General features: G+C 53.4%; 18 protein-coding genes and 3 tRNA genes. 14 read left to right on the top strand and 7 right to left on the bottom strand.

Annotated features, from left to right (window positions below; all coding sequences use genetic code 11):
* Positions 1–89 precede the first annotated feature (89 nt).
* The 10 genes from V9K67_RS07615 to rplL all read left to right on the top strand — a co-directional run bounded on the left by V9K67_RS07615 (position 90) and on the right by rplL (position 5,281).
* Positions 90–162 (top strand) — tRNA-Gly (locus V9K67_RS07615).
* Positions 163–247: 85 nt separating this feature from the next.
* Positions 248–319 (top strand) — tRNA-Thr (locus V9K67_RS07620).
* A 260-nt stretch (positions 320–579) separates the two neighbouring features.
* Complete coding sequence (gene tuf, locus V9K67_RS07625) at positions 580–1,767, top strand: elongation factor Tu (RefSeq protein ID WP_336721213.1); 1,188 nt, start codon at positions 580–582, stop codon at positions 1,765–1,767.
* Between the two features lie 134 nt (positions 1,768–1,901).
* Positions 1,902–1,972, top strand: a tRNA-Trp gene (locus tag V9K67_RS07630).
* A gap of 78 nt (positions 1,973–2,050) precedes the next feature.
* The gene (gene secE, locus V9K67_RS07635; protein WP_336721215.1) at positions 2,051–2,239 is read left to right on the top strand and encodes a preprotein translocase subunit SecE; all 189 of its coding nucleotides are present in this window, start codon (positions 2,051–2,053) and stop codon (positions 2,237–2,239) included.
* A 1-nt stretch (position 2,240) separates the two neighbouring features.
* Positions 2,241–2,825, top strand: coding sequence for a transcription termination/antitermination protein NusG (gene nusG / locus V9K67_RS07640; RefSeq protein ID WP_336721216.1), 585 nt, complete (start codon positions 2,241–2,243; stop codon positions 2,823–2,825).
* 229 nt (positions 2,826–3,054) lie between these two features.
* On the top strand, positions 3,055–3,498 hold the full coding sequence (rplK, locus tag V9K67_RS07645; RefSeq protein WP_336721217.1) for a 50S ribosomal protein L11: 444 nt from the start codon (positions 3,055–3,057) through the stop codon (positions 3,496–3,498).
* A gap of 29 nt (positions 3,499–3,527) precedes the next feature.
* Positions 3,528–4,223, top strand: coding sequence for a 50S ribosomal protein L1 (rplA, locus tag V9K67_RS07650; RefSeq protein ID WP_336721218.1), 696 nt, complete (start codon positions 3,528–3,530; stop codon positions 4,221–4,223).
* Between the two features lie 40 nt (positions 4,224–4,263).
* Positions 4,264–4,794, top strand: a complete 531-nt coding sequence (gene rplJ / locus V9K67_RS07655) for a 50S ribosomal protein L10 (protein ID WP_336721220.1) — start codon at positions 4,264–4,266, stop codon at positions 4,792–4,794.
* A gap of 112 nt (positions 4,795–4,906) precedes the next feature.
* Positions 4,907–5,281: a 50S ribosomal protein L7/L12 gene (rplL, locus tag V9K67_RS07660; RefSeq protein ID WP_336721222.1), complete on the top strand. Its 375-nt coding sequence runs from the start codon at positions 4,907–4,909 to the stop codon at positions 5,279–5,281.
* Between the two features lie 79 nt (positions 5,282–5,360).
* Here rplL and V9K67_RS07665 read toward each other — a convergent pair whose 3' ends face one another.
* On the bottom strand, positions 5,361–6,326 hold the full coding sequence (locus V9K67_RS07665; protein ID WP_336721224.1) for a ComEA family DNA-binding protein: 966 nt from the start codon (positions 6,324–6,326) through the stop codon (positions 5,361–5,363).
* A gap of 252 nt (positions 6,327–6,578) precedes the next feature.
* Between V9K67_RS07665 and rpoB the strand changes: the two genes are divergently transcribed.
* Positions 6,579–10,367: a DNA-directed RNA polymerase subunit beta gene (rpoB, locus tag V9K67_RS07670; RefSeq protein ID WP_432205900.1), complete on the top strand. Its 3,789-nt coding sequence runs from the start codon at positions 6,579–6,581 to the stop codon at positions 10,365–10,367.
* 255 nt (positions 10,368–10,622) lie between these two features.
* Here the strand turns inward: rpoB and V9K67_RS07675 are convergent, their stop codons facing one another.
* Entirely contained in the window at positions 10,623–11,009 is a 387-nt protein-coding gene (locus V9K67_RS07675) for a hypothetical protein (protein WP_336721226.1), read from the bottom strand.
* 581 nt (positions 11,010–11,590) lie between these two features.
* On the opposite strand from V9K67_RS07675, the gene V9K67_RS07680 reads away from it, so the two are divergent.
* Positions 11,591–11,791: a hypothetical protein gene (locus V9K67_RS07680; RefSeq protein WP_336721227.1), complete on the top strand. Its 201-nt coding sequence runs from the start codon at positions 11,591–11,593 to the stop codon at positions 11,789–11,791.
* 90 nt (positions 11,792–11,881) lie between these two features.
* Here the strand turns inward: V9K67_RS07680 and V9K67_RS07685 are convergent, their stop codons facing one another.
* Entirely contained in the window at positions 11,882–12,367 is a 486-nt protein-coding gene (locus tag V9K67_RS07685; RefSeq protein ID WP_336721229.1) for a hypothetical protein, read from the bottom strand.
* 148 nt (positions 12,368–12,515) lie between these two features.
* Here V9K67_RS07685 and V9K67_RS07690 point away from each other — a divergent pair, with 148 nt between their 5' ends.
* Positions 12,516–13,226: an EcsC family protein gene (locus V9K67_RS07690; RefSeq protein ID WP_336721230.1), complete on the top strand. Its 711-nt coding sequence runs from the start codon at positions 12,516–12,518 to the stop codon at positions 13,224–13,226.
* Between the two features lie 161 nt (positions 13,227–13,387).
* On the opposite strand, the gene V9K67_RS07695 is transcribed toward V9K67_RS07690, so the two are convergent.
* Positions 13,388–14,743 (bottom strand): hypothetical protein, encoded by a 1,356-nt coding sequence (locus V9K67_RS07695; RefSeq protein WP_336721232.1) that lies wholly within the window; start codon positions 14,741–14,743, stop codon positions 13,388–13,390.
* A 303-nt stretch (positions 14,744–15,046) separates the two neighbouring features.
* On the opposite strand from V9K67_RS07695, the gene V9K67_RS07700 reads away from it, so the two are divergent.
* Positions 15,047–15,292, top strand: a complete 246-nt coding sequence (locus tag V9K67_RS07700; protein WP_336721233.1) for a hypothetical protein — start codon at positions 15,047–15,049, stop codon at positions 15,290–15,292.
* Between the two features lie 243 nt (positions 15,293–15,535).
* Here the strand turns inward: V9K67_RS07700 and thrC are convergent, their stop codons facing one another.
* The 3 genes from thrC to thrA all read right to left on the bottom strand — a co-directional run bounded on the left by thrC (position 15,536) and on the right by thrA (position 20,386).
* A complete protein-coding gene (gene thrC, locus V9K67_RS07705) occupies positions 15,536–16,837 on the bottom strand; it encodes a threonine synthase (protein WP_336721234.1) in 1,302 nt (433 codons plus the stop codon).
* 93 nt (positions 16,838–16,930) lie between these two features.
* The gene (locus V9K67_RS07710; protein ID WP_336721235.1) at positions 16,931–17,857 is read right to left on the bottom strand and encodes a homoserine kinase; all 927 of its coding nucleotides are present in this window, start codon (positions 17,855–17,857) and stop codon (positions 16,931–16,933) included.
* Positions 17,858–17,941: 84 nt separating this feature from the next.
* Positions 17,942–20,386, bottom strand: a complete 2,445-nt coding sequence (thrA, locus tag V9K67_RS07715) for a bifunctional aspartate kinase/homoserine dehydrogenase I (RefSeq protein WP_336721237.1) — start codon at positions 20,384–20,386, stop codon at positions 17,942–17,944.
* Positions 20,387–20,506 lie beyond the last annotated feature (120 nt).

The following is a 20,506-nucleotide window of genomic DNA, read 5'->3' on the forward strand; positions in this document are numbered from 1 at the left end:
CTCCTGCCCACGTTCTTTGAAATTTACGATCCATCGGCAAATGTCCTTCTTCCGGGAAGGGGAGTTGCGGACGGGTTGTAAATCCATCAGCGGGAGTAGCTCATTTGGTAGAGCGATAGCCTTCCAAGCTATAGGTGGCGAGTTCGAGCCTCGTCTCCCGCTCTGAAAAGTCTTATGAGTCGAAATGGACTAATAAAGTGGTGCACGCTTTTATAGTATATACGCTGACTTCAATGACTCCGTACAAGCCGTTGTAGCTCAGTGGTAGAGCACTTCCTTGGTAAGGAAGAGGTCGTGAGTTCAATTCTCATCAACGGCTCAAAATTTCCGTGGCTTCCACAGTGAGGCCGGTGAAGTGTCCCGATGAACGGGAAAGCCGTGAATCGTTCTTTCTTCAGCGGCTTTTTTTGTGCGTTGTAAAGAATGGCAAAGATGGCTCTTCATTGCGGCGGGCCCCAGGGCCAGGTGGATTGGGGAGCGGATACCATAGGAAAATATCCTTCGATAACATGAAAATGGTAAGAGGGTTTTTTGATTTTGAAATAAAATTTGTAACTCCACAACTAAAAACCGATAACGATGTCTAAAGAGACCTTTAAGAGGGAGAAACCTCACGTTAACGTTGGAACCATTGGTCACGTAGACCACGGTAAAACCACCCTGACCGCCGCTATCACCGACATCCTTTCCAAAAAGGGTTTAGCTACGGCCAAAAAATATGATGAAATCGATGGTGCTCCCGAAGAAAAAGAACGCGGTATCACCATTAACACTGCCCACGTTGAATACCAAACCGCTAACCGTCACTACGCTCACGTTGACTGTCCTGGTCACGCTGACTACGTGAAGAACATGATTACCGGTGCGGCTCAGATGGACGGCGCTATCTTAGTTGTGGCTGCTACAGATGGTCCCATGCCCCAGACAAAAGAGCACATCCTGCTGGCTCGTCAGGTAGGCGTTCCCCGGATCGTTGTTTTCATGAACAAAGTTGACCTGGTGGATGATCCGGAACTGCTGGAACTGGTAGAGATGGAAATCCGCGAGCTGCTGAGCTCTTACGGTTTCGACGGCGACAACACCCCCATCATCAAAGGCTCCGCCACCGGCGCTCTGGCTGGCGAAGACAAGTGGGTGAAAGCTGTGGAAGACCTGATGGATGCCGTAGATACCTACATTCCCCTGCCTCCCCGTCCCGTTGACCAGGCCTTCCTGATGTCGGTGGAAGACGTATTCTCGATCACTGGCCGTGGTACCGTTGCTACCGGTCGTATCGAAAGAGGTCGTATCAAAGTGGGTGAGCCCGTTGAGATCGTAGGTCTGCAAGAGACTCCCCTGACTTCTACTTGTACCGGTGTGGAAATGTTCCGCAAACTGCTGGACGAAGGTGAAGCTGGTGACAACGCCGGTCTGCTCCTCCGCGGTATCGACAAAAACCAGATCCGTCGCGGTATGGTTATCTGCAAACCCGGTTCGATCACTCCCCACACCGAATTCAAAGGCGAAGTTTACGTACTGAGCAAAGAAGAAGGTGGCCGTCACACGCCGTTCTTCCAGAAATACCGTCCTCAGTTCTACTTCCGTACAACGGACGTAACCGGTGAGGTGGAACTGCCTGCTGGCACCGAGATGATCATGCCTGGCGATAACACTTCCCTGACCGTTCGTCTGATCCAGCCGATCGCCATGGAAAAAGGTCTGAAATTCGCGATCCGCGAAGGTGGCCGTACCGTTGGTGCCGGTCAGGTGACTGAAATCCTGAAATAAGACTTCCTTAGCAATAAGGCATCTTTATACATAAAAAGTGCCGGTGCAACACCCGGCACTTTTTATCCACTCTCTTAAAATCTTGTACAGCGCCAATTGCATAGTTAGTTATCTTTGTGTTTTGTACCTGATACACGGGCATAGTTCAATGGCAGAATAGCGGTCTCCAAAACCGTTGATGGGAGTTCGAATCTCTCTGCCCGTGCTAATTAATCGAAAGTTTGAAGTTTTATAATCACCGGTTATGAACTTCAAACTTTATCATTTCATAACGTAGAACCAAATGAATAAAGTTTCCAACTACTTCCGCGACTCCATGAAGGAGTTGACCGAGAAAGTAACCTGGCCCAACTGGGACCAACTGCAGCAGTCCACCATGATCGTTCTGGGCGCTACACTCGTGATTACCGCAATGGTTGGGTTGATGGACTTTGTAGCTGGCGCTTTGCGATACGTTTACCAACTTTTTTAAAATGGAAGCAACAACCCAAAATACCCCGGAACAACAACAGCAGGATACCAAATGGTACGTGCTGCGGGTAGTAAGCGGCAAGGAACGGAAAGTAAAGGAAGTGCTCGATAAGGAAATCTCCCGCGGTGGGTGGGGTAACGTCGTAAAACAGGTTTTCTTACCCGTAGAAAAAGTATACAAGGTTCAGAACGGTAAAAAGGTCATGCGGGAGCGCAACTACTATCCCGGTTATGTCATGATCGAAGTAGCCGACGGCAAATTAAGCGACGACCTGCGCGATACCATCAAGGGTGTTACCAGCGTCATCCATTTTCTGGGAAAAGACAACCCGATCGCCCTCCGCAAGGCCGAAGTGAACAAGATGCTGGGCAAGATGGACGAAATGGCCGAAGCCGGCGGTGTCAGCATGAGCGAACCCTTTATCGTAGGGGAGACCATCAAGATCATCGAAGGCCCGTTCAACGACTTCAACGGTGTGATCGAAGAAGTGAACGACGAGAAGAAAAAACTGAAAGTGACCGTAAAGATCTTCGGACGTTCCACCCCGGTAGAACTGAACTACATGCAGGTAGAAAAGATCAGCTAAGCACTACAAGATATTTTTGGAAACAGGCTCCCCTCCGGAGCCTGTTTTTTTGTTGTTACAGAAAGATTAAAAGGTGGGAAAAAATCCTACTGCACCTGGAATTTGGAAGTTAATTTCACTACCTTTGCGCTCCCAAAATGAAGTTCTTTAGTTTTCTAGAAAAGGAATATTGAGGAATTTGGGAGTCTCGCCGCCGGCGGGACGCTTGAACCAATAAATCAGAAGAAAAATGGCAAAAGAAATCACTGGCTATGTAAAGCTTCAGTGCAAGGGTGGCCAGGCCAACCCCGCACCTCCGATTGGTCCTGCGCTGGGTTCCAAAGGTGTGAACATCATGGAATTCTGCAAGCAGTTCAACGCACGCACCCAGGACAAGATGGGCAAGGTGCTTCCCGTGCTGCTGACCGTTTACTCCGACAAGTCTTTCGACTTTATCATCAAAACGCCCCCTGCAGCCGTACAGCTGAAGGATGCCGCTAAAATTCAAAGTGGTTCAAAAGAGCCGAACCGTAACAAGGTTGGTAAAGTAACCTGGAACCAGGTGGAAGAGATCGCCAAGGACAAAATGGCTGATCTGAACTGCTTTACCCTGGAAAGCGCCATGAGAATGGTTGCCGGTACCGCTCGCTCCATGGGTCTGACCGTAGAAGGTGCTGCTCCCTGGCAATCTTAATTTTGAACTTCCTTAAAAAGAATTAAACAATGGCTTTCATTCCCAAGAAAAGAAAAGCGGCAAACGCGAAAGTTGATGCCAATAAAGTATATTCCTTGAAAGAGGCTACTGCCCTGGTAAAGGAAATTACTACCTGCAAATTCGATGCCTCCGTTGATATACATGTCCGTTTAGGCGTTGATCCTAAAAAAGCCGATCAGGCAATCCGTGGTACCGTTAGCCTGCCTCATGGTACTGGTAAAACCAAGCGTGTACTGGTGCTGGCCGGCCCCGAACAGGAAGCTGCCGCCAAAGGCGCCGGTGCCGACTACTTCGGTTTAGAAGAATTCGTGCAAAAGATCGAAGGCGGCTGGACCGACGTGGACGTGATCATCGCCACTCCGGCCGTAATGCCCAAGATCGGCCGCCTGGGTAAGATCCTGGGTCCCCGCAACCTGATGCCCAACCCCAAGACCGGTACCGTTACCAACGACGTAGCGTCTGCCGTGAAGGAAGTTAAAGGTGGTAAAATCGCCTACAAGGTAGATAAAGCCGGTATCATCCACGCTTCTATCGGCCGCGTAAGCTTCAGCCCTGAGAAACTGGTAGAGAACAGCACCGAGCTGATCAACGCCCTGATCAAGGCCAAGCCTGCTACCGCCAAAGGCACCTACCTGAAAGGTCTGTCCGTGGCCAGCTCTATGAGCCCCGGCATTACCGTAGACACTAAAGGTTTTATTCACTAATCAGGTGATTTTTTCCGGATCATCTAAAACGAATTGAGACATGAACAAAGATCAAAAAAATGAAGTGATAGAAGCGTTGAAGGAGAAATTCTCCCAGTACAACAACTTCTATGTTACCAATACAGAATCGCTGAGCGTTGACCAGGTAGGTAAACTGCGTCGCATTTGCTTCAACAAGCAAGTGGAGATGAAAGTGGCCAAGAACACCCTGATCAAGAAAGCCCTGGAATCTCTGGACAGCGAGCGTTATGCCGATGTTTACGAGTCCCTGAACGGTGTAACCGCCCTGCTGTTCTCCGAGAACGCCAAAGAACCCGCGCTGATCATCTCCGACTTCCGCAAGGAAAGCAAAGGTGAACTGCCTACGCTGAAAGCCGCCTTCATCGACGGCGACGTATTCAGCGGCGACGACCAACTGGAAGCCCTGACCACGCTGAAGAGCAAGAACGATCTTATCGGCGAAGTTATCGGCCTGCTGCAATCGCCTGCCAAGCGTGTTATCTCTGCTCTTAACGCAGGTAACAAACTGGCTGCCCTGGTTAAAGCCCTGGAAGAAAGAGAAGCCCAATAAGCGCTCGGTTCCTGATTATTTCGAATCCTACGTCTTCGGGTATAAGTGAAGACACAACATAAAACCCTCCGCCGGAGCGGATAGCTGTGAAGGCGGTTTAAAAAGTAAAAAAATGGCAGACTTAAAAGCATTTGCTGAACAACTGGTAAACCTTACCGTTAAAGAAGTTAACGAATTAGCTCAGATCCTGAAAGACGAATACGGCATTGAGCCCGCAGCTGCTGCTGTAGCTGTTGCTGGTCCCGCTGCTGCTGCTGCTCCTGCTGCAGAAGAGAAGACCTCTTTCAACGTAGTTCTGAAAGCTGCTGGTCCTAACAAACTGAACGTTGTTAAGGTTGTTAAAGACCTGACTGGCCTGGGCCTGAAAGAAGCAAAAGACCTGGTTGACGGCGCTCCCAAGCCCGTTAAAGAAGGCGTAGACAAAGCTACTGCCGAAGGTCTGGTAGCCAAGCTGAAAGAAGCTGGTGCTGAAGTTGAAATTGCTTAATCAATCAACTCCTTCGAATAAAAAAGCCTTCCCGTTTGGGAAGGCTTTTTTATTGGGCGTAGACCTCACCCGGTTTCGCCTACGGCGAAACCGGGTGAAGTTCCACCGTTACATAGGGCCGGATCTTTTCCATGGTGGTTGCATCCAGCAAGTGGATTTTTTTCAGCTCCTCCACCGACTGATAAGGGCCATGCTGCAGCTGGTACTCCACAATAGCGTTGGCCAGGTGCCATTGAATATAGGGATGGGCTTTTAATTCGTCCTTGCCGGCAGTATTGATGTTGATCTTCCGGACGTCATGGGCCGAAACGGTAAAGTAAGGCTGGAGCTGCTGAAAGGTGGAATCCGGCAGGCCGTAGGTTTCGCCCAGTTGCCGGACGGAATGAAAACCGCCCAGCTTTTCGCGGAAGTTCACAATCCGGGCCGCCAGCCTGCTGCCGATGCCGGGCAGGGCAATAAAGGCAGTGGTGTCGGCGGTATTGATGTTCAGCACGGCAAGGGTTCGTTTGGGTCGTTCCTCCCGGGAGTAGGAGGGCGCGGAGGAAGGGGAGGGGGCTGCGGCAATGTTCATATACTCCTTCACGTATTCATAAAACCCTTCGGGCAGGCTGTAGATCTTTTTCAAATCTTCGGGCCGGCGGAAGCGGCCGCCCTTCTGGCGGTAGCGAACAATGGTCCGGCTGGTGCGGGCATTCAGGCCAAGCTTCATCCAGCCTTCTTCCGGCAGCGTGTTGGGATCAAAAACGAAGCGCTCGCCTTTGACGAAACCGGTCCGGGCTGCAGGGGCTGATTTCCGACTAAAATCACCCGGTGTACCGTTTCGTTTATAAAAAGGATTCTCCTTATCTTCCGCTTCCCGGCGCTCCAGGGTGTCGAAGGCGCTCAAAAGGGCAGTGTCGGTAGCCAGGCGGACGGCTTCGGGCGGGGAGGAAAAGAGAACAGGCAGCAAATAGATGGTCAGCAGGAGCAGGAAAAAGCAGAGCAGGCCGATTCGGTCCTTCCGGGAAAAGCGGAGATAATCATCTTTGACGTTTTGCCAGCCCATAAACGGCGTTCTTCCTAAAATAATCTAAAAATTCGTATTGGCGTAATCTTTGATGCCAGAATTTCTTGGATTTGCAGGGGAAATGTTTATTTTTGCAACCCTTTAGTTTTGGCCAAAAACATTTTGACGTTATCAAATATATCTAAGTAGTTAAGTTTCAAGGATTTTGCCCGTAGAACGGCAGAAACCTGAAACTGATTTGTGCGTCAATAAACTCTAAAACCGGTTTTTATACATATGCCTTCATCAACAATGGATCTAAGGGTCAATTTCGGCAAAATTGGAAAAATTGCTGAAACTCCTGACCTTCTTGCAGTTCAGATTCAGTCGTTTAAAGAGTTTTTCCAGTTAGAGACTACTCCGGACAAAAGAAACAACGAAGGTCTGTTCCGTGTGTTTAAGGAGAACTTCCCCATTACCGACACCCGTAACATATTCGTGCTTGAGTTCCTGGATTACTTCATCGATCCGCCCCGCTACTCGATTGAGGAGTGTATGGAGCGTGGCTTAACCTACGCCGTGCCTCTGAAGGCAAAGCTCCGCTTAAGCTGTAACGATGAAGAGCACATCGACTTCCAGACGATTGTTCAGGACGTGTTTTTGGGCAACATCCCCTACATGACCCCCCGCGGCACCTTTGTGATCAACGGCGCCGAGCGTGTCGTGGTTTCCCAGCTGCACCGCTCCCCCGGCGTATTCTTCGGTCAGTCGATCCACCCCAACGGTACCAAGATCTACTCCGCCCGCGTGATCCCCTTCAAGGGCGCCTGGATGGAATTCGCTACCGACATCAACAACGTGATGTATGCTTACATCGACCGTAAGAAAAAATTCCCGGTAACGACCCTGCTGCGTTCCATCGGCTACGAAACCGATAAGGACATCCTCGAACTGTTTGGTATGGCCGACGAGGTGAAAGCCGAACGTAAGGCCCTCGACAGCTACATCGGCCGCCGCCTGGCTGCCCGCGTGCTGCGGAGCTGGGTGGAAGACTTCGTCGACGAAGATACCGGCGAGGTAGTGTCCATCGAGCGGAACGAAGTGGTGCTGGAACGCGACTCCATCCTCGACGAAGAAGCGATCGACATGATCGTGGACATGGACGTGAAGAGCGTGTTCATCCAAAAAGAAGACGTTGGCGGCGACTATGCCATCATCTACAATACCCTCAATAAAGATACCTCCAACTCCGAGCTGGAAGCCGTGCAGGTGATTTACCGCCAGCTCCGCGGCGCCGACGCCCCGGATAACGAAACCGCTCGTGGGATCATCGATAAACTGTTCTTCTCCGATAAGCGTTACGACCTCGGCGAAGTGGGTCGCTACAAGATCAACCGCAAGCTGAACCTGAACGCCTCCCTGGAGCAGAAAACCCTCACCCGCGAGGACATCATCGAGATCATCAAATACCTCGTACGCCTGACCAACGGTAAGGCCGAGATCGATGACATCGATCACCTGAGCAACCGCCGCGTACGTACCGTAGGCGAGCAGCTGTATGCCCAGTTCGGCGTGGGCCTGGCCCGTATGGCCCGCACCATCCGCGAACGCATGAACGTACGCGACAACGAGGTGTTTACCCCCGTGGACCTGATCAACGCCCGGACCCTGTCCTCCGTGATCAACTCCTTCTTCGGTACCTCCCAGCTGTCGCAATTCCTCGACCAGACCAACCCGCTTTCGGAAATCACCCACAAGCGCCGTATCTCCGCCCTCGGACCTGGTGGTCTGAGCCGTGAGCGCGCCGGCTTCGAGGTGCGTGACGTACACTACAGCCACTACGGCCGCCTGTGTACCATCGAAACCCCCGAAGGTCCGAACATCGGTCTGATCTCTACGCTCTGCGTACACGCCAAGATCAACGAAATGGGCTTTATCGAAACGCCTTACCGCAAGGTGAGCGACGGTAAAGTCGATATGAAGCAGTTAACCTTCCTGAGCGCGGAAGAAGAAGATATCGCCAAGATCGCCCAGGCCAACGTGGCCCTGGACGAAACCGGCCACTTCGTGGAAGAGCGCATCGTTTCGCGCCAGACCGGCGACTTCCCGATCCTGGAAAAAGGCGAAGTGGAATACATGGACGTGGCCCCCAACCAGATCGTGGGTCTGAGCGCCTCGCTGATCCCGTTCCTGGAGCACGATGACGCCAACCGCGCCCTGATGGGATCGAACATGCAACGCCAGGCGGTTCCCCTGCTGCGTCCCGACGTGCCTGTTGTAGGTACCGGCCTGGAGGGCAAAGCGGCCCGTGATGCCCGGATCCAGATCCATTCCGAAGGCGACGGCGTGGTAGAGTTCGTGGATGCCAACGAGATCCATGTGCGCTACAACCGCAACGACGACCAGCGCCTGGTTTCCTTCGAAGAGGACCTCAAGGTGTACCGCTTAACCAAGTTCATCAAAACCAACCAGGAAACCTCCATCAACCTGAAGCCCGCCGTGAAGAAAGGCCAGGTAGTGAAGGAAGGCGACTTCCTGACCGAAGGCTACGCTACCAAGAACGGTGAGCTGGCCCTGGGTAAGAACCTCAAGGTGGTATTCATGCCCTGGAAAGGTTACAACTTCGAGGATGCCATCGTGATCAGCGAACGCGTGGTGAAAGAAGACCTCTTCACCTCCGTGCATATTTCCGAATACGAGCTGGAAGTACGCGATACCAAGCTGGGTGAAGAAGAGCTGACCCCGGATATCCCGAACGTATCGGAAGAAGCCACCAAGGACCTGGACGAGAACGGTATCATCCGTATCGGCGCCCAGATCAAGGAAGGCGACATCCTCATCGGTAAGATCACGCCCAAAGGCGAGTCCGATCCTACCCCGGAAGAAAAGCTGCTCCGCGCCATCTTCGGCGACAAAGCCGGTGATGCCAAAGACGCTTCGCTGAAAGCCCCCAACGGTGTGGAAGGCGTGGTGATCAACAAAAAGCTGTTCCAGCGCGCGAAAAAAGATAAAAATGCCAAGGTGCGCGAAAAGGCCGCCCTGGAAAAACTGGAAAAGATCCACGAGAAGAACGAGTCCGACCTGAAAGAGGTGCTGCTGGAAAAACTGCAGACCCTGCTGAAGGACAAGCCTTCTCAAGGGGTTTCCAACAACTTCGGTGAAGTGCTGATCGGCAAAGGCGCCAAGTTCACTCCGAAGAACCTGGCCCAACTGGACTACCAGAACGTAAACCCCCTGGGCTGGACCTCCGACGCCAAGGTAGACGACCAGATCAACATCCTGTTGCACAACTACAACATCAAGTACAACGAGGAGCTGGGCCGCTACAAGCGCGAGAAGTTCAACATCTCCATCGGTGACGAGCTGCCCGCCGGCGTACTGAAGCTGGCCAAGGTATACATCGCCGTGAAGCGGAAGCTGAAGGTGGGTGATAAGATGGCCGGTCGCCACGGTAACAAGGGTATTGTGGCCAAGATCGTACGGGCAGAGGACATGCCGTTCCTGGCCGACGGTTCGCCGGTAGATATCGTGTTGAACCCGCTGGGTGTACCGAGCCGTATGAACCTCGGACAGATTTACGAAACCGTACTGGGCTGGGCCGGCGTCGAGCTGAAGACCAAGTTCGAAACCCCCATCTTCGACGGTGCCAGCACCGAAGACATCGCTCACTACTGTGCCCAGGCCGGTATCCCGATGTTCGGTCACACCTACCTGTACGATGGTGAAACCGGGGAGCGCTTCCACCAGAAAGCTACCGTGGGGATCATCTATGTCATCAAGCTGCACCACATGGTGGACGACAAGATGCACGCCCGTTCCATCGGACCCTACTCGCTCATCACGCAACAGCCCCTGGGTGGTAAAGCCCAGTTCGGTGGTCAGCGTTTCGGTGAGATGGAGGTGTGGGCCCTGGAAGCATACGGTGCCTCCAACATCCTGCAGGAACTGCTCACCATCAAGTCGGACGATATCATCGGCCGTGCGAAGACCTACGAGGCGATCGTGAAGGGCGAGAACGTTCCGCGGGCCGGCATCCCCGAATCTTTCAACGTGTTGGTACACGAACTGAGAGGTCTGGGCCTGGACCTGAAATTCGAATAAGAAACTGTTTTATACAGCCCCATAAAAAAAGCCGCTCAAATGAGCGGCTTTTTTTATGGGGCTGTAGATGTCGGATGTCGGATTTCGTCTCGCCTCAGGCGAGAGGAACCCTTGACCGCAGTTGGGTTCTTTTCTCCAAAGAAATCATCTAAAAGTGAAACAAAAATGCCCCCGGGTTTCGGGGGCTTTCTATTATGTAGTACTATATCTGCAATCAAGGGTTCCTCTCGCCTGAGGCGAGACGAAATCCGAAATCTACAGGGTTTCCTTGCTGCCGAGAAGGCCGTCGTTTTCCTGCCATACCAGGCGGTAACGGGTGGTATCCCCGGTGCCCAGGGGCAGTTTGATCCGGTACTCCATGGGCGTTTCGCTGTTGGCGGCAAAGGCGATGCCCACGGTGGCAAAAGTACCCTCCTGGTCATTGAAGCGCTGTACCTCGTAGCGGTTGACATTCATTTCGTTTTCGGCCTTCCAGTTAATATAAACGGCTTGGTCGCGGGTTTCGGCCGTCAGGGCAACCACCCGGGCCCGCACGGGGGCATCCGCTGTGGTGGTGTCTTCAGGGGAGGCAGGGGCAGCCATCAGAACTTGGGAGGCTTGCAGCAATAAGGCAGTCAGTAAAGTGATGAAAAATTTATTCATGAATAGTTTATTGTGTTTACCGGTTCAATAAAGAGCTGCAGGGTGGGGCACAACGCTGTTTTGCGCCGGCCAGGACACTACAGGCCTGGGAAGGATGATGGATGGAGGTTATTCAAAGGGTAAACAGAAATCAACTGCCGGAACCATGCGATTAAGCTCAACAGAATGCAAAAATACTGGCTATTATGAATATAAAAAAAGAAGTAATTATATTTATTTGAACATTAGCAACCCCCTTCCGAGATAAGACCGGCGAATAAAGGGAATGGGGATAAACGGAAGAGTAAACGGCTATGGGCGCCAAAAAAAGATTTACGGCTAATTTTTTACCGGAAGAAGTGAAATTTTTCCCCTTAAAAACCACTTAAAATTAAGGGCCGTGATGGTGCAGGATACTTTTTTTCTCTAATATTTTAGAAAAGATGAATTTATATTCGTAAATTTGTCACGAAAAAAAGAGATATAATTTTTTTGAATTTATAATAGCTTGTCGTATCTTTAAGCTCATCCATTATCTTTTTGTTTCGTTGAATAACTGCTGAATCCTTATTAAACACAATAAAACCAGAAACATGCTAAACATGACCAACCAAAACAAACAGGGAAACATCCCGGCTGTAAGCAATTTTTTACCGAGCGAATATTCTGCTGTGGCAGAACGTAAAAGTCAACGGTTGGAAAATGCGGTGCCTGCCGAAGCCCTTGCGATCGTATCGCCTGCTCCGGCTCTGGTAAAGAGAAAAGAAGTGAAAAGAAAATACGTAGGATACCAGGGTTTGTAATTCCTGTATTGCTAGGCTTGTTCCAGAAAAATTTAACCCCGGCTGTTGCCGGGGTTTTTTTATGTCTGTACCCTTCGTGGGCAGCCAGGCTTAGGCTACCTGGTGTGCCCACTGTTCAAGTTCTTCGGTGCAAAACTCCCGGACGATTTCCGTCAGGTCGGTTTGGCCCAATACTTTCCGGTACTTGTTCTTGATCATCAGCAATTCATCGGTGATCAGGTTCCAGGCTTCGAGGTGAAAGTTTTTCAGCTCTTCGTCCTTTTCCCTGTACGCATCTATTTGGTTGAATTCCGGTGACTGCTCCCGCACCATTTCCACCAGGGCCGTCCGGGCGCCGGACAGGGAATAATGGGCACTTTCGCGTTCTTTTTTGAGGCTGCTGTACAATTGGCTCAGCGCTTCTTCCCTAAGGTCATTCACGATCAGTTTGCGGTAATGGGCCAGGATATCGGCTTCGGTGGCCTGCTCGTTCTCTGCCAGCACATTCAGGGCGGTAGCCAGGAGCCGGGGCGGTATATCTATAGCCTTGGATTTTTCCAGGATCAACTGTTCTAATGAAGGATTGATGCTGTTCATACGTGGTTCAATTTGAGGATAAGGTACAAACAGGTCATAATTTTGAGGCTATATCCCGTGTTACCTTATTGTTATGTGATTGTTACCTGCGGCCTGGGTTGTGGCCGGCGCTTTGCAGGAACAGCAAAAAGTCAATCCGGATACGGTTATGTTGTACGAGCAATTTATACAGAAGGAGCTGAAGGAATGGCAGCGGAAGATGCAGGCGCCGCCCTCTACCCTGGACCGCTGGTCGAAAAGAATGCAGGATAAAATGAACAGCTTCCTGCCCGAAAAGGTACATAAGGCCCTTACCACGACCATCAAGCAGATGGTCCGGGGCGTGCTTTTCGGCGCTACCCATACCTCGGGCAGGCAGTCTACCTTTGGCTCCTTTATCGACTGTGAAATGGCGGTGCAGAGGCGGATCGATTTTTACAAAAAGGCGGCGGCCACCGAAGGCGGCCTGACCGGGGCGGGGGGATTCCTCCTGGGCCTGGTGGATTTCCCCGTGCTGTTGAGCATGAAACTGAAGCTGCTGTTCGACATTGCCGGCCTGTATGGCTATGACGTAACCGATTACCGGGAGCGCCTGTACCTGCTCTATATTTTCCAGTTGGCCTTCAGCAGCCAGGATCACCGCCGGCAGGTGTACGAGCAGATCATAGACTGGGACGCCAAAAAGGAAGCCCTGCCGGCCGACATCCACCAGTTCGACTGGCGGCACTTCCAGCAGGAGTACCGCGATTATATCGACCTGGCCAAGATGGCCCAGCTGGTGCCCGGCATCGGCGCCGTGGTAGGCGTCGTCGTCAATTACCGCCTCGTCGGCAAATTGGGCGAAACGGCGATGAACGCCTTCCGTATGCGCAAAGTTTAGTTTACGGGTTTACAAGTTCACGAGTTGTTTGCCGGCTTAAAGCATACGTTATCCGAAACGTTTTTTGAAGTGTTGAGGGGTGGTTCCCATTTCCTGAAATGTTGTCCGTCGCCGCCGCCGTCAGGCCCTGATACCCCAATGAACCAATGAACGAATTCCTTTTACCGCAGGTAATACATTCCATTTTTACTGCTGACCAGGGCGATCTCGCTCTTTATGGAATGGGCTTTTTTCAGCTTGGGCGCCCATTTGCTGGCGGAGCTTTCGGGCTGCAGGTTATTAAAATACACGGTTTTCTTTTGCAACAGGCTATTGTCTTTACCATAATAAAAGATATCCACCGCTACCATTTCCACCGGCAGCTTGCTGCCGTTCTGAACGGTCAGTTGCAATTTTCCTTCAATGCCGTTGTTGTTGTCCCAGACATATTGTTCGTTCAGGCGAACCTGCTGGGGCCGGAAGTCCTTCTCTTTATCGGCGGCGGATGTTTTTTCCGGGCTCGCGGCTTCTGTGGCGGGGTGGCTAGCCGGCGGAGGGGTGGACGTGATCTCGGGGATGGCGGAAGTGCTGCTTTCCGCGCCGGTTACGGTGATGGGCGCCAGCTTTGCGGGCTTTTGACGGGAGGCTTTTGCCGGGGCGGTCGGCGGAGGCGCAGGGGTAGCTGACGGGCTTTGCTTTCTGTCCGCTCTTATCTCGGGTTCGGAATAAAGGGGAGGCGACAGGTTGGAGGAGGTGGTCAGAACGGCGGCCTCCGGTTCTTTTTTATGGTCTTCCAGGGGCGGCCGGTTTTCGACAGGCAGGCTGCTCAGGTTGACGTCCGGCAGGCTGACGGTCTGGCTTTCCTGTTGCCCGGAAGGAAGGAGCCGTTTGCCGTAAAAGTAGCTGCCAATGCCGATCAGAACGGCCACCAGCAGCACCAGGGCAGCTTTGCGGAGCAGCACCCATCTTTTCTCCCGGTTCTTTTGCCGGAATACCCAGGAGGCATATTCCTCCTTCATGTCGTCCAGCGAGCGGGTATAATTGGTCCGGAGGTCTTCTTCTTCCTGGCCGGCCGTTTCCGGCTTGCCGGCGGTAAAGGCCTGTACCCTTGCCCGGATGGCTTCCGCTTTCCGTTCCAGTATATCTTCCGGCGAAGGCTCCGGAACCTTGAAGGACGGGTCGGGTTGCAGGGCCGTTGCACGGGCAGGCAGGCTGACATAAATGTGCCGGGCGGAATCCGGGGGCGTAGCGGGGAGGGGCGGGGCCTTTTTGGTAGCGGAAGTGGCTGCTGTAAGCGGCGGGGTTTGTTCGGGACTGCGGGGTGCGGGGCTTGTTGCCGGGGGCGCGGGCGTCGCCGCTGCCGGGGCGGGGGCTACAAAAGCCCGGAGGGATTCGATTTCTCCTGGATATTGCCAGCCGGCGCTCCGGCCATCCACCCATATAAGATCAAAAGGCTTGAGGGACAATTGCTGCAATTCTTCCAGGCTGTATGGCCCGGATTCCTTGTTATCCCGAAGCAGTAAGTAGATCTTGTGCATATATAAGGTGTTTAATGAGAAACACGGTGCAAAAGCTAAACCACAGCCATAAGAGTACGGGAACAAAAGAAGTAAAGAGCCTGAACCGGAAAAGAGCCCGGATTTCCTGGAAATTCTTCCCTAAAGTTAATCAACTAAAGAACGTGGCGGAACAAAAAGAAGGCGGTTCATACGTCCCGGAAGGGCTTTTACCGATGAAAAATCCCCGTTGGTCTTACAACTTGCCCGGCCGGGATAAAAGATAGGGAAGGCTCCCTTTTTTTTGGGAACTTCAGAATAGCTGTTAACTAAAACCATTGTTTTATGAAAGTAAAGGCTGCTATTTTTTATAAAGGGTTTATCGCTTATTATAGCATCTACCTGATCGAGAGGGGCTTTTTCAAGGCAAAGCTGGATAGCTACCGGGGCGAGCTGACGCCGCCCTTGCTCGTAGAGCTGAACGGGAGCGCCGGAGCCTGGAACTCGGATTGCCGGGAAGAAGAGGTGGTGAAGGAATTGGGAGCGGCCATCAGCCAGAACGAAGACTTCTTTTACCGCATAGCCAGTTAAGCTGCCAATAGCCAATAAGCAATAAGCAATAGGGAACCGTAATTGCTCATTGCTCATTGCTCATTGCCTATTGCCCATTCCTAAGCTGGCACAACAGTTATATGGATTCCTGCGCCCCCCATCTACGGTACAGGATATTGAAAATTTTCCCCAGTTTATTTTGGGGCCAGGGTGGCCTATAAATAAAAAACCCTGACGGCAGGGGCCGTCAGGTCGCAAATGTCCGTCCGAGGCCGGCACGGTCTATTTCCGGGACAGCAGGAACGCTTTCAGCCTGTTGTAGTCCGCTTCTATCTTAATGCTTTGTTTTTCCTTCCCTGCCAGGTCGCGAACCTCTTCGGGGAAGGCGATCTTTTCGCCGGTGATCGCTTCCACCGCATCGGGGAACTTGACGGGGTGCGCCGTTTCCAGGAAAAAGCCTTTCTGGCCGGCTTGGCCGTCCAGGTAGCGCTCCAGCGCCAGGTAGCCTACCGCACCGTGGGGGTCGAGCAGGTAGCCCTGTTCGGTATACACCCGGCGGATGGTTTCCTTTGTTTCCTCGTCGGTAATGCTGTAGCTCGCCAGCTTGTCCTTTACCGTTTCAAATTGTTGCCGGAAGATCTCCAGGATGCGTACGAAGTTGCTGGGGTTGCCCACGTCCATGGCATTGGACAGGGTGGCCACGGCCTGTTTGGGCTGGTAGCTGCCGCTTTGCAGGTAGCTGGGCACGATGTCGTTGGCATTGCAGGCGGCAATGAATTTCGTCACCGGCAGCCCGGTTTCGTGGGCCAACAGGCCGGCGCAGATGTTACCAAAGTTGCCGCTCGGCACGCAGATCACGGGCGGGTTGTTTTTATCTTTCCACTGCTGGTACGCGAAGAAATAATAGAATTGCTGCGGCAGCCAGCGGGCCACGTTGATGGAGTTGGCCGAGGTCAGGAACAGCTGGCTGGTCAGGCTTTCATCGCCAAAGGCCTGTTTTACCATTTGCTGGCAGTCGTCGAAGCGGCCGTCCACTTCCAGGGCCGTCACGTTCTTGCCCAGGGTGGTCAGCTGCAGCTCCTGGATGGTGCTCACCTTGCCCGAAGGGTAGAGGATGACCACATCCACCCCGTCTACCCCATAAAAACCGTTGGCAACGGCCCCGCCGGTATCGCCCGAAGTGGCCACCAGCACGGTTACTTTCTGGTTGCCGCCCTGAACGAAATAACCCAGGCAGCGGCTCATGAAGCGGGCGCCCACGTCCTTGAACGCCAGGGTCGGCCCATGAAACAGCTCCAGCGAGGAGATGTTGCCGGTCACCGGCACCAGGGGAAAGTCAAAGTCGACGGTTTCTTCCACGATCCGGCGCAGTTCTTTCTGCGGGATGGTGTCGCCCACGAAGGGCTGGATCACCTGCAGGGCGATCTCGGCTTTGGAGTAATTGCCGATCTCCTCGATAAAGCCTTTCGGCAGCACCGGTATCTCGGCCGGGAAGTACAACCCCTTGTCGGGTGCCTGCCCGTTGATGGTAGCCTCTTTGAACCCCACCACCGGCGACTTTTTATTCAGACTATAATAGAGCATGAAACTGTTTGATTTTGTTGATTTACTGATGTTGAATGGTCAAGGGGCTCATCCCAATACCCCAATTAACCAATTAACAAATGATCCAATTCCTTATTCCTCCACCACGGTTACACCCTTCTGGTTGATGCGGGTAACATAGGTGTGGTGGGGCAGGCCGATGCCGTTGTAAATGCTTTGCATGATGCCTTCCACTTTCTGGGCAGTGGCTTCGTCCTTGCTCAGCATGAAGATGGAGGGGCCCGAGCCGGAAATGCCGCCACCCAGGGCGCCGGCTTCCTTGCACTGCTTCTTCACGTCGTTGAAGCCCGGGATCAGGATGCTCCGCACCGGCTCAATGATCACGTCTTCGAGCGAACGGCCGATCAGGTCCAGGTCGTTCTTCATGAAGCCGGCTACCAGGCCGGCGATGTTGCCCCATTGCTTGATGGCATCTTTCAGCAGCACTTCCTTGCGCAGGATCTGCCGCGCATCGGCGGTCTTCACTTCAATCTGCGGGTGCACCACCGTCACGAACAGGTCGGGCGCCGGGATGGAAACGATGTCCAGCGGGAAGATGGAGCGGATAAGGGTGATGCCGCCGTAGATGCAGGGCGCCACGTTGTCGGCATGCTTAACGCCCGAGGCCACCTTTTCGCCGAACATGGCAAAGCGTACCAGGTCTTCGTTGGAAAACCGGTTGCCGAGCAGGTGGTTGGCCGCCACCACGGCGCCGGCGGCGGAGGCGGCACTGGAGCCGACGCCGCTGCCCGGCTTGATGTGCTTATGGATGGTGACGTCGAAGCCGATGCCGTCGGGCAGCTCGTGGAGCATTTCCACCAGCGGCGCTCCTGCCGTATTTTGCGCCGGGTCGGACGGCAGGTTGTAGCCGTCGGCACTGTGAATGACGACTTTTCGTTCCTCCAGCAGGCGCACTTCCATAACGTCGTAAGGAGCATGCAGGCATAAACCCAAAACATCAAAACCGCAAACCAGGTTGGCAACCGTGCCGGGCGCCTTAACTTTTATGTATTTCACCACAGATGATAGGATAAAAATGAAAAATGAACTTCAAACTAACGTTACAACCTAACGAACTCGTGAACTTGTGAACTCGTAAACTAATTATACGCGCGCAGCGCGGATAATATCCGCGAACACCCCGGACGCAGTCACTTCAGCGCCGGCGCCGGCTCCTTTCACCACCATCGGCTGTTCGGTGTAGCGGGTGGTGTAGAACAGCACGATATTGTCTTTGCCGTACAGGTGGTAGAAGTCGTGCTGCGGGTCGATATGCTGCAGGCCTACCGAGGCTTTGCCGTTTTCGTACTGGGCCACGAACTTCAGTTTCTTTCCTTCTTTGGCAGCGGCTTCGAACAGGGCCTTGAAGTGCGCTTCCTGCCGCTCCATTTCTTTATAAAAATCCTCAACGCTGCCCTGCATGCACGATTCGGGCATGAAGGTGGTGTTGGTGATGTCTTCCATTTCCAGCTTTTCGCCGGCTTCGCGGGCCAGGATCATGATCTTGCGCATCACGTCCTTTCCGCTCAGGTCGAGGCGGGGATCCGGCTCGGTATAGCCTTCGTCCTGGGCCTGGCGCACCACTTCGGCAAAGGAGCGGCTGCCGTCGTAGTTATTGAACACGAAGTTCAGGGTGCCGCTCAATACGGCCTGGATCTTCGTTACCTCGTCGCCGCTGCGCAGCAGGTCGTTCAGCGTGCCGATAATGGGCAGGCTGGCGCCCACGTTGGTCTCGAAGTGGAACGAGGTGTTGTGCTCGCGGGAAAGGTCCTTTAATTTTTTGTAGTAGCTGTAGGGCGAGGAGCAGGCAATTTTGTTGCAGGCTACCACGGCAATGCTTTTTTCAAAGAGGCGGTCGTACACGTGGGCTACAGTGGCGTTGGCGGTCACGTCTACAAAAACGGAATTGCGCAGGTTCTTGGTAACGGCGATGCGCACGAACTCGTCTATGCTCATGGAAGAGCCGCCTTCCAGCACTTCCTGCCAGGAGGCCATGTCGATGCCTTCATCGTCGAACGCCATCTTGCGGCTGTTGGCGATGCCGGCCACCCGCACCTGCAGGCGCAGGTGTTCCTGCAGGTAAGGCTGCTGGCGGTTCAGCTGGGCCAGCAGCTTGCTACCCACGTTGCCGGTGCCCACGATAAAGAGGTTGACCTGTTTGTAGGTGGTTTCGAAAAATTCTTCGTGCAGCACGTTGATGGCTTTCTTCACATCCTCGCTGGCGATGACGGCCGAAATGTTGCGCTCCGAAGAACCCTGGGCAATGGCCCGCACGTTGACGCCGTTGCGGCCGATGGCGCCGAACATCTTGCCGCTGGTGCCGGCATGGCTCTTCATGTTGTCGCCCACCAGGGCTACAATGGCCAGTCCTTTTTCCACGATCAGCGGGTTCACGCGGCCGGTTTCAATTTCGTAGCTGAAGGCATTATCGACTACCTGCTTGGCCTTTTCGGCAAAGCTTTCGTCCACGCCCACGCAGATGGAGTGTTCCGAGGAGGCCTGGGTAATGAGGATGACGTTGATGGTATGGGCGGCCAGGGCCTCGAACAGGCGCCGGGAAAAGCCGGGGATGCCGACCATGCTGCTGCCTTCGAGCATCAGCAGGGCAATGCGGTTGATGCTGGAGATGCCGCGGATGATGTTGCCGTTGGCGCCGCTTTCCGACTGGATGACGGTGCCGGCGTCTTCGGGGGCGAAGGTGTTCTTCACCCAAACCGGGATGCCTTTATTCAGCAGGGGCTGGATGGTGGGAGGGTACACCACCTTGGCGCCGAAGTGCGACAGTTCCATGGCTTCCTGGTAGGAGATGGAGGCGATGGGTTTGGCGTTGGGCACCAGGCGGGGGTCGGCGGTCATCATGCCCGACACGTCGGTCCAGATCTCCACCGCCGAAGCGTTGAGGGCGGCGCCGATGATGGCGGCGGTAAAGTCCGAGCCGCCGCGGCCCAGGGTAGTGGTGTTGCCGGTGGCGTCGGCGGAAACGAAGCCCGGAACGATGAACAGGCTCTCGGGATGCGAAAGGAAAAAGTCTTTGAGGCGGGCGTTGGTGGCGCTGTAGTCCACGCCGGCATTACAGTAGTTGGAGTCGGTGACGATCACCTTGCGGGCATCCACCCAGGCGTTCTTCACGCCGGTGGCGTTCATGAAGGCGGAAATGATCTGCGAGGAAAGGAGCTCGCCATAGCTTACCATGCGGTCTTTGGTGCGGGGAGAAAGTTCGCCGAGCAGGAATACGCCGTTGCAGATGTCTTCGATCTCGTTGCACTGCTGCACCACCATGCTCAGTACGCTGCTTTGGTGGGTGAGGGGCAACAGGGATTTCACGGTTTCGAGGTGCCGCTGGGTAACCTGCTGCAGCAGTTGTTTGTAGTCGGGGTTGCCGGCAGCAGCCAGGGCGCCGCTTTTCAGCAGCATGTCGGTCACGCCGCCCAGGGCCGATACCACCACCACGGTGGGTTCCTTTTCAACAGCGGATCGTACAATGTTGGTTACTTTGTTTATGTTTTCTGCATTGGCTACAGAAGTGCCGCCAAACTTTAGAACTTGCATAGTAATTATTTATGGAATTTGTCGCGCTTCCTTTTTTTAAAGGAGCAAAGGAAAGGAATTATTTTTCTCTGTGATAGCTTCGGGAGCCCAAAAGGCAATATTATCGTGTGCAACCCTTTC

It is taken from the genome of Huijunlia imazamoxiresistens (assembly GCF_037132455.1).
GTDB lineage: Bacteria > Bacteroidota > Bacteroidia > Chitinophagales > Chitinophagaceae > Flavisolibacter > Flavisolibacter imazamoxiresistens.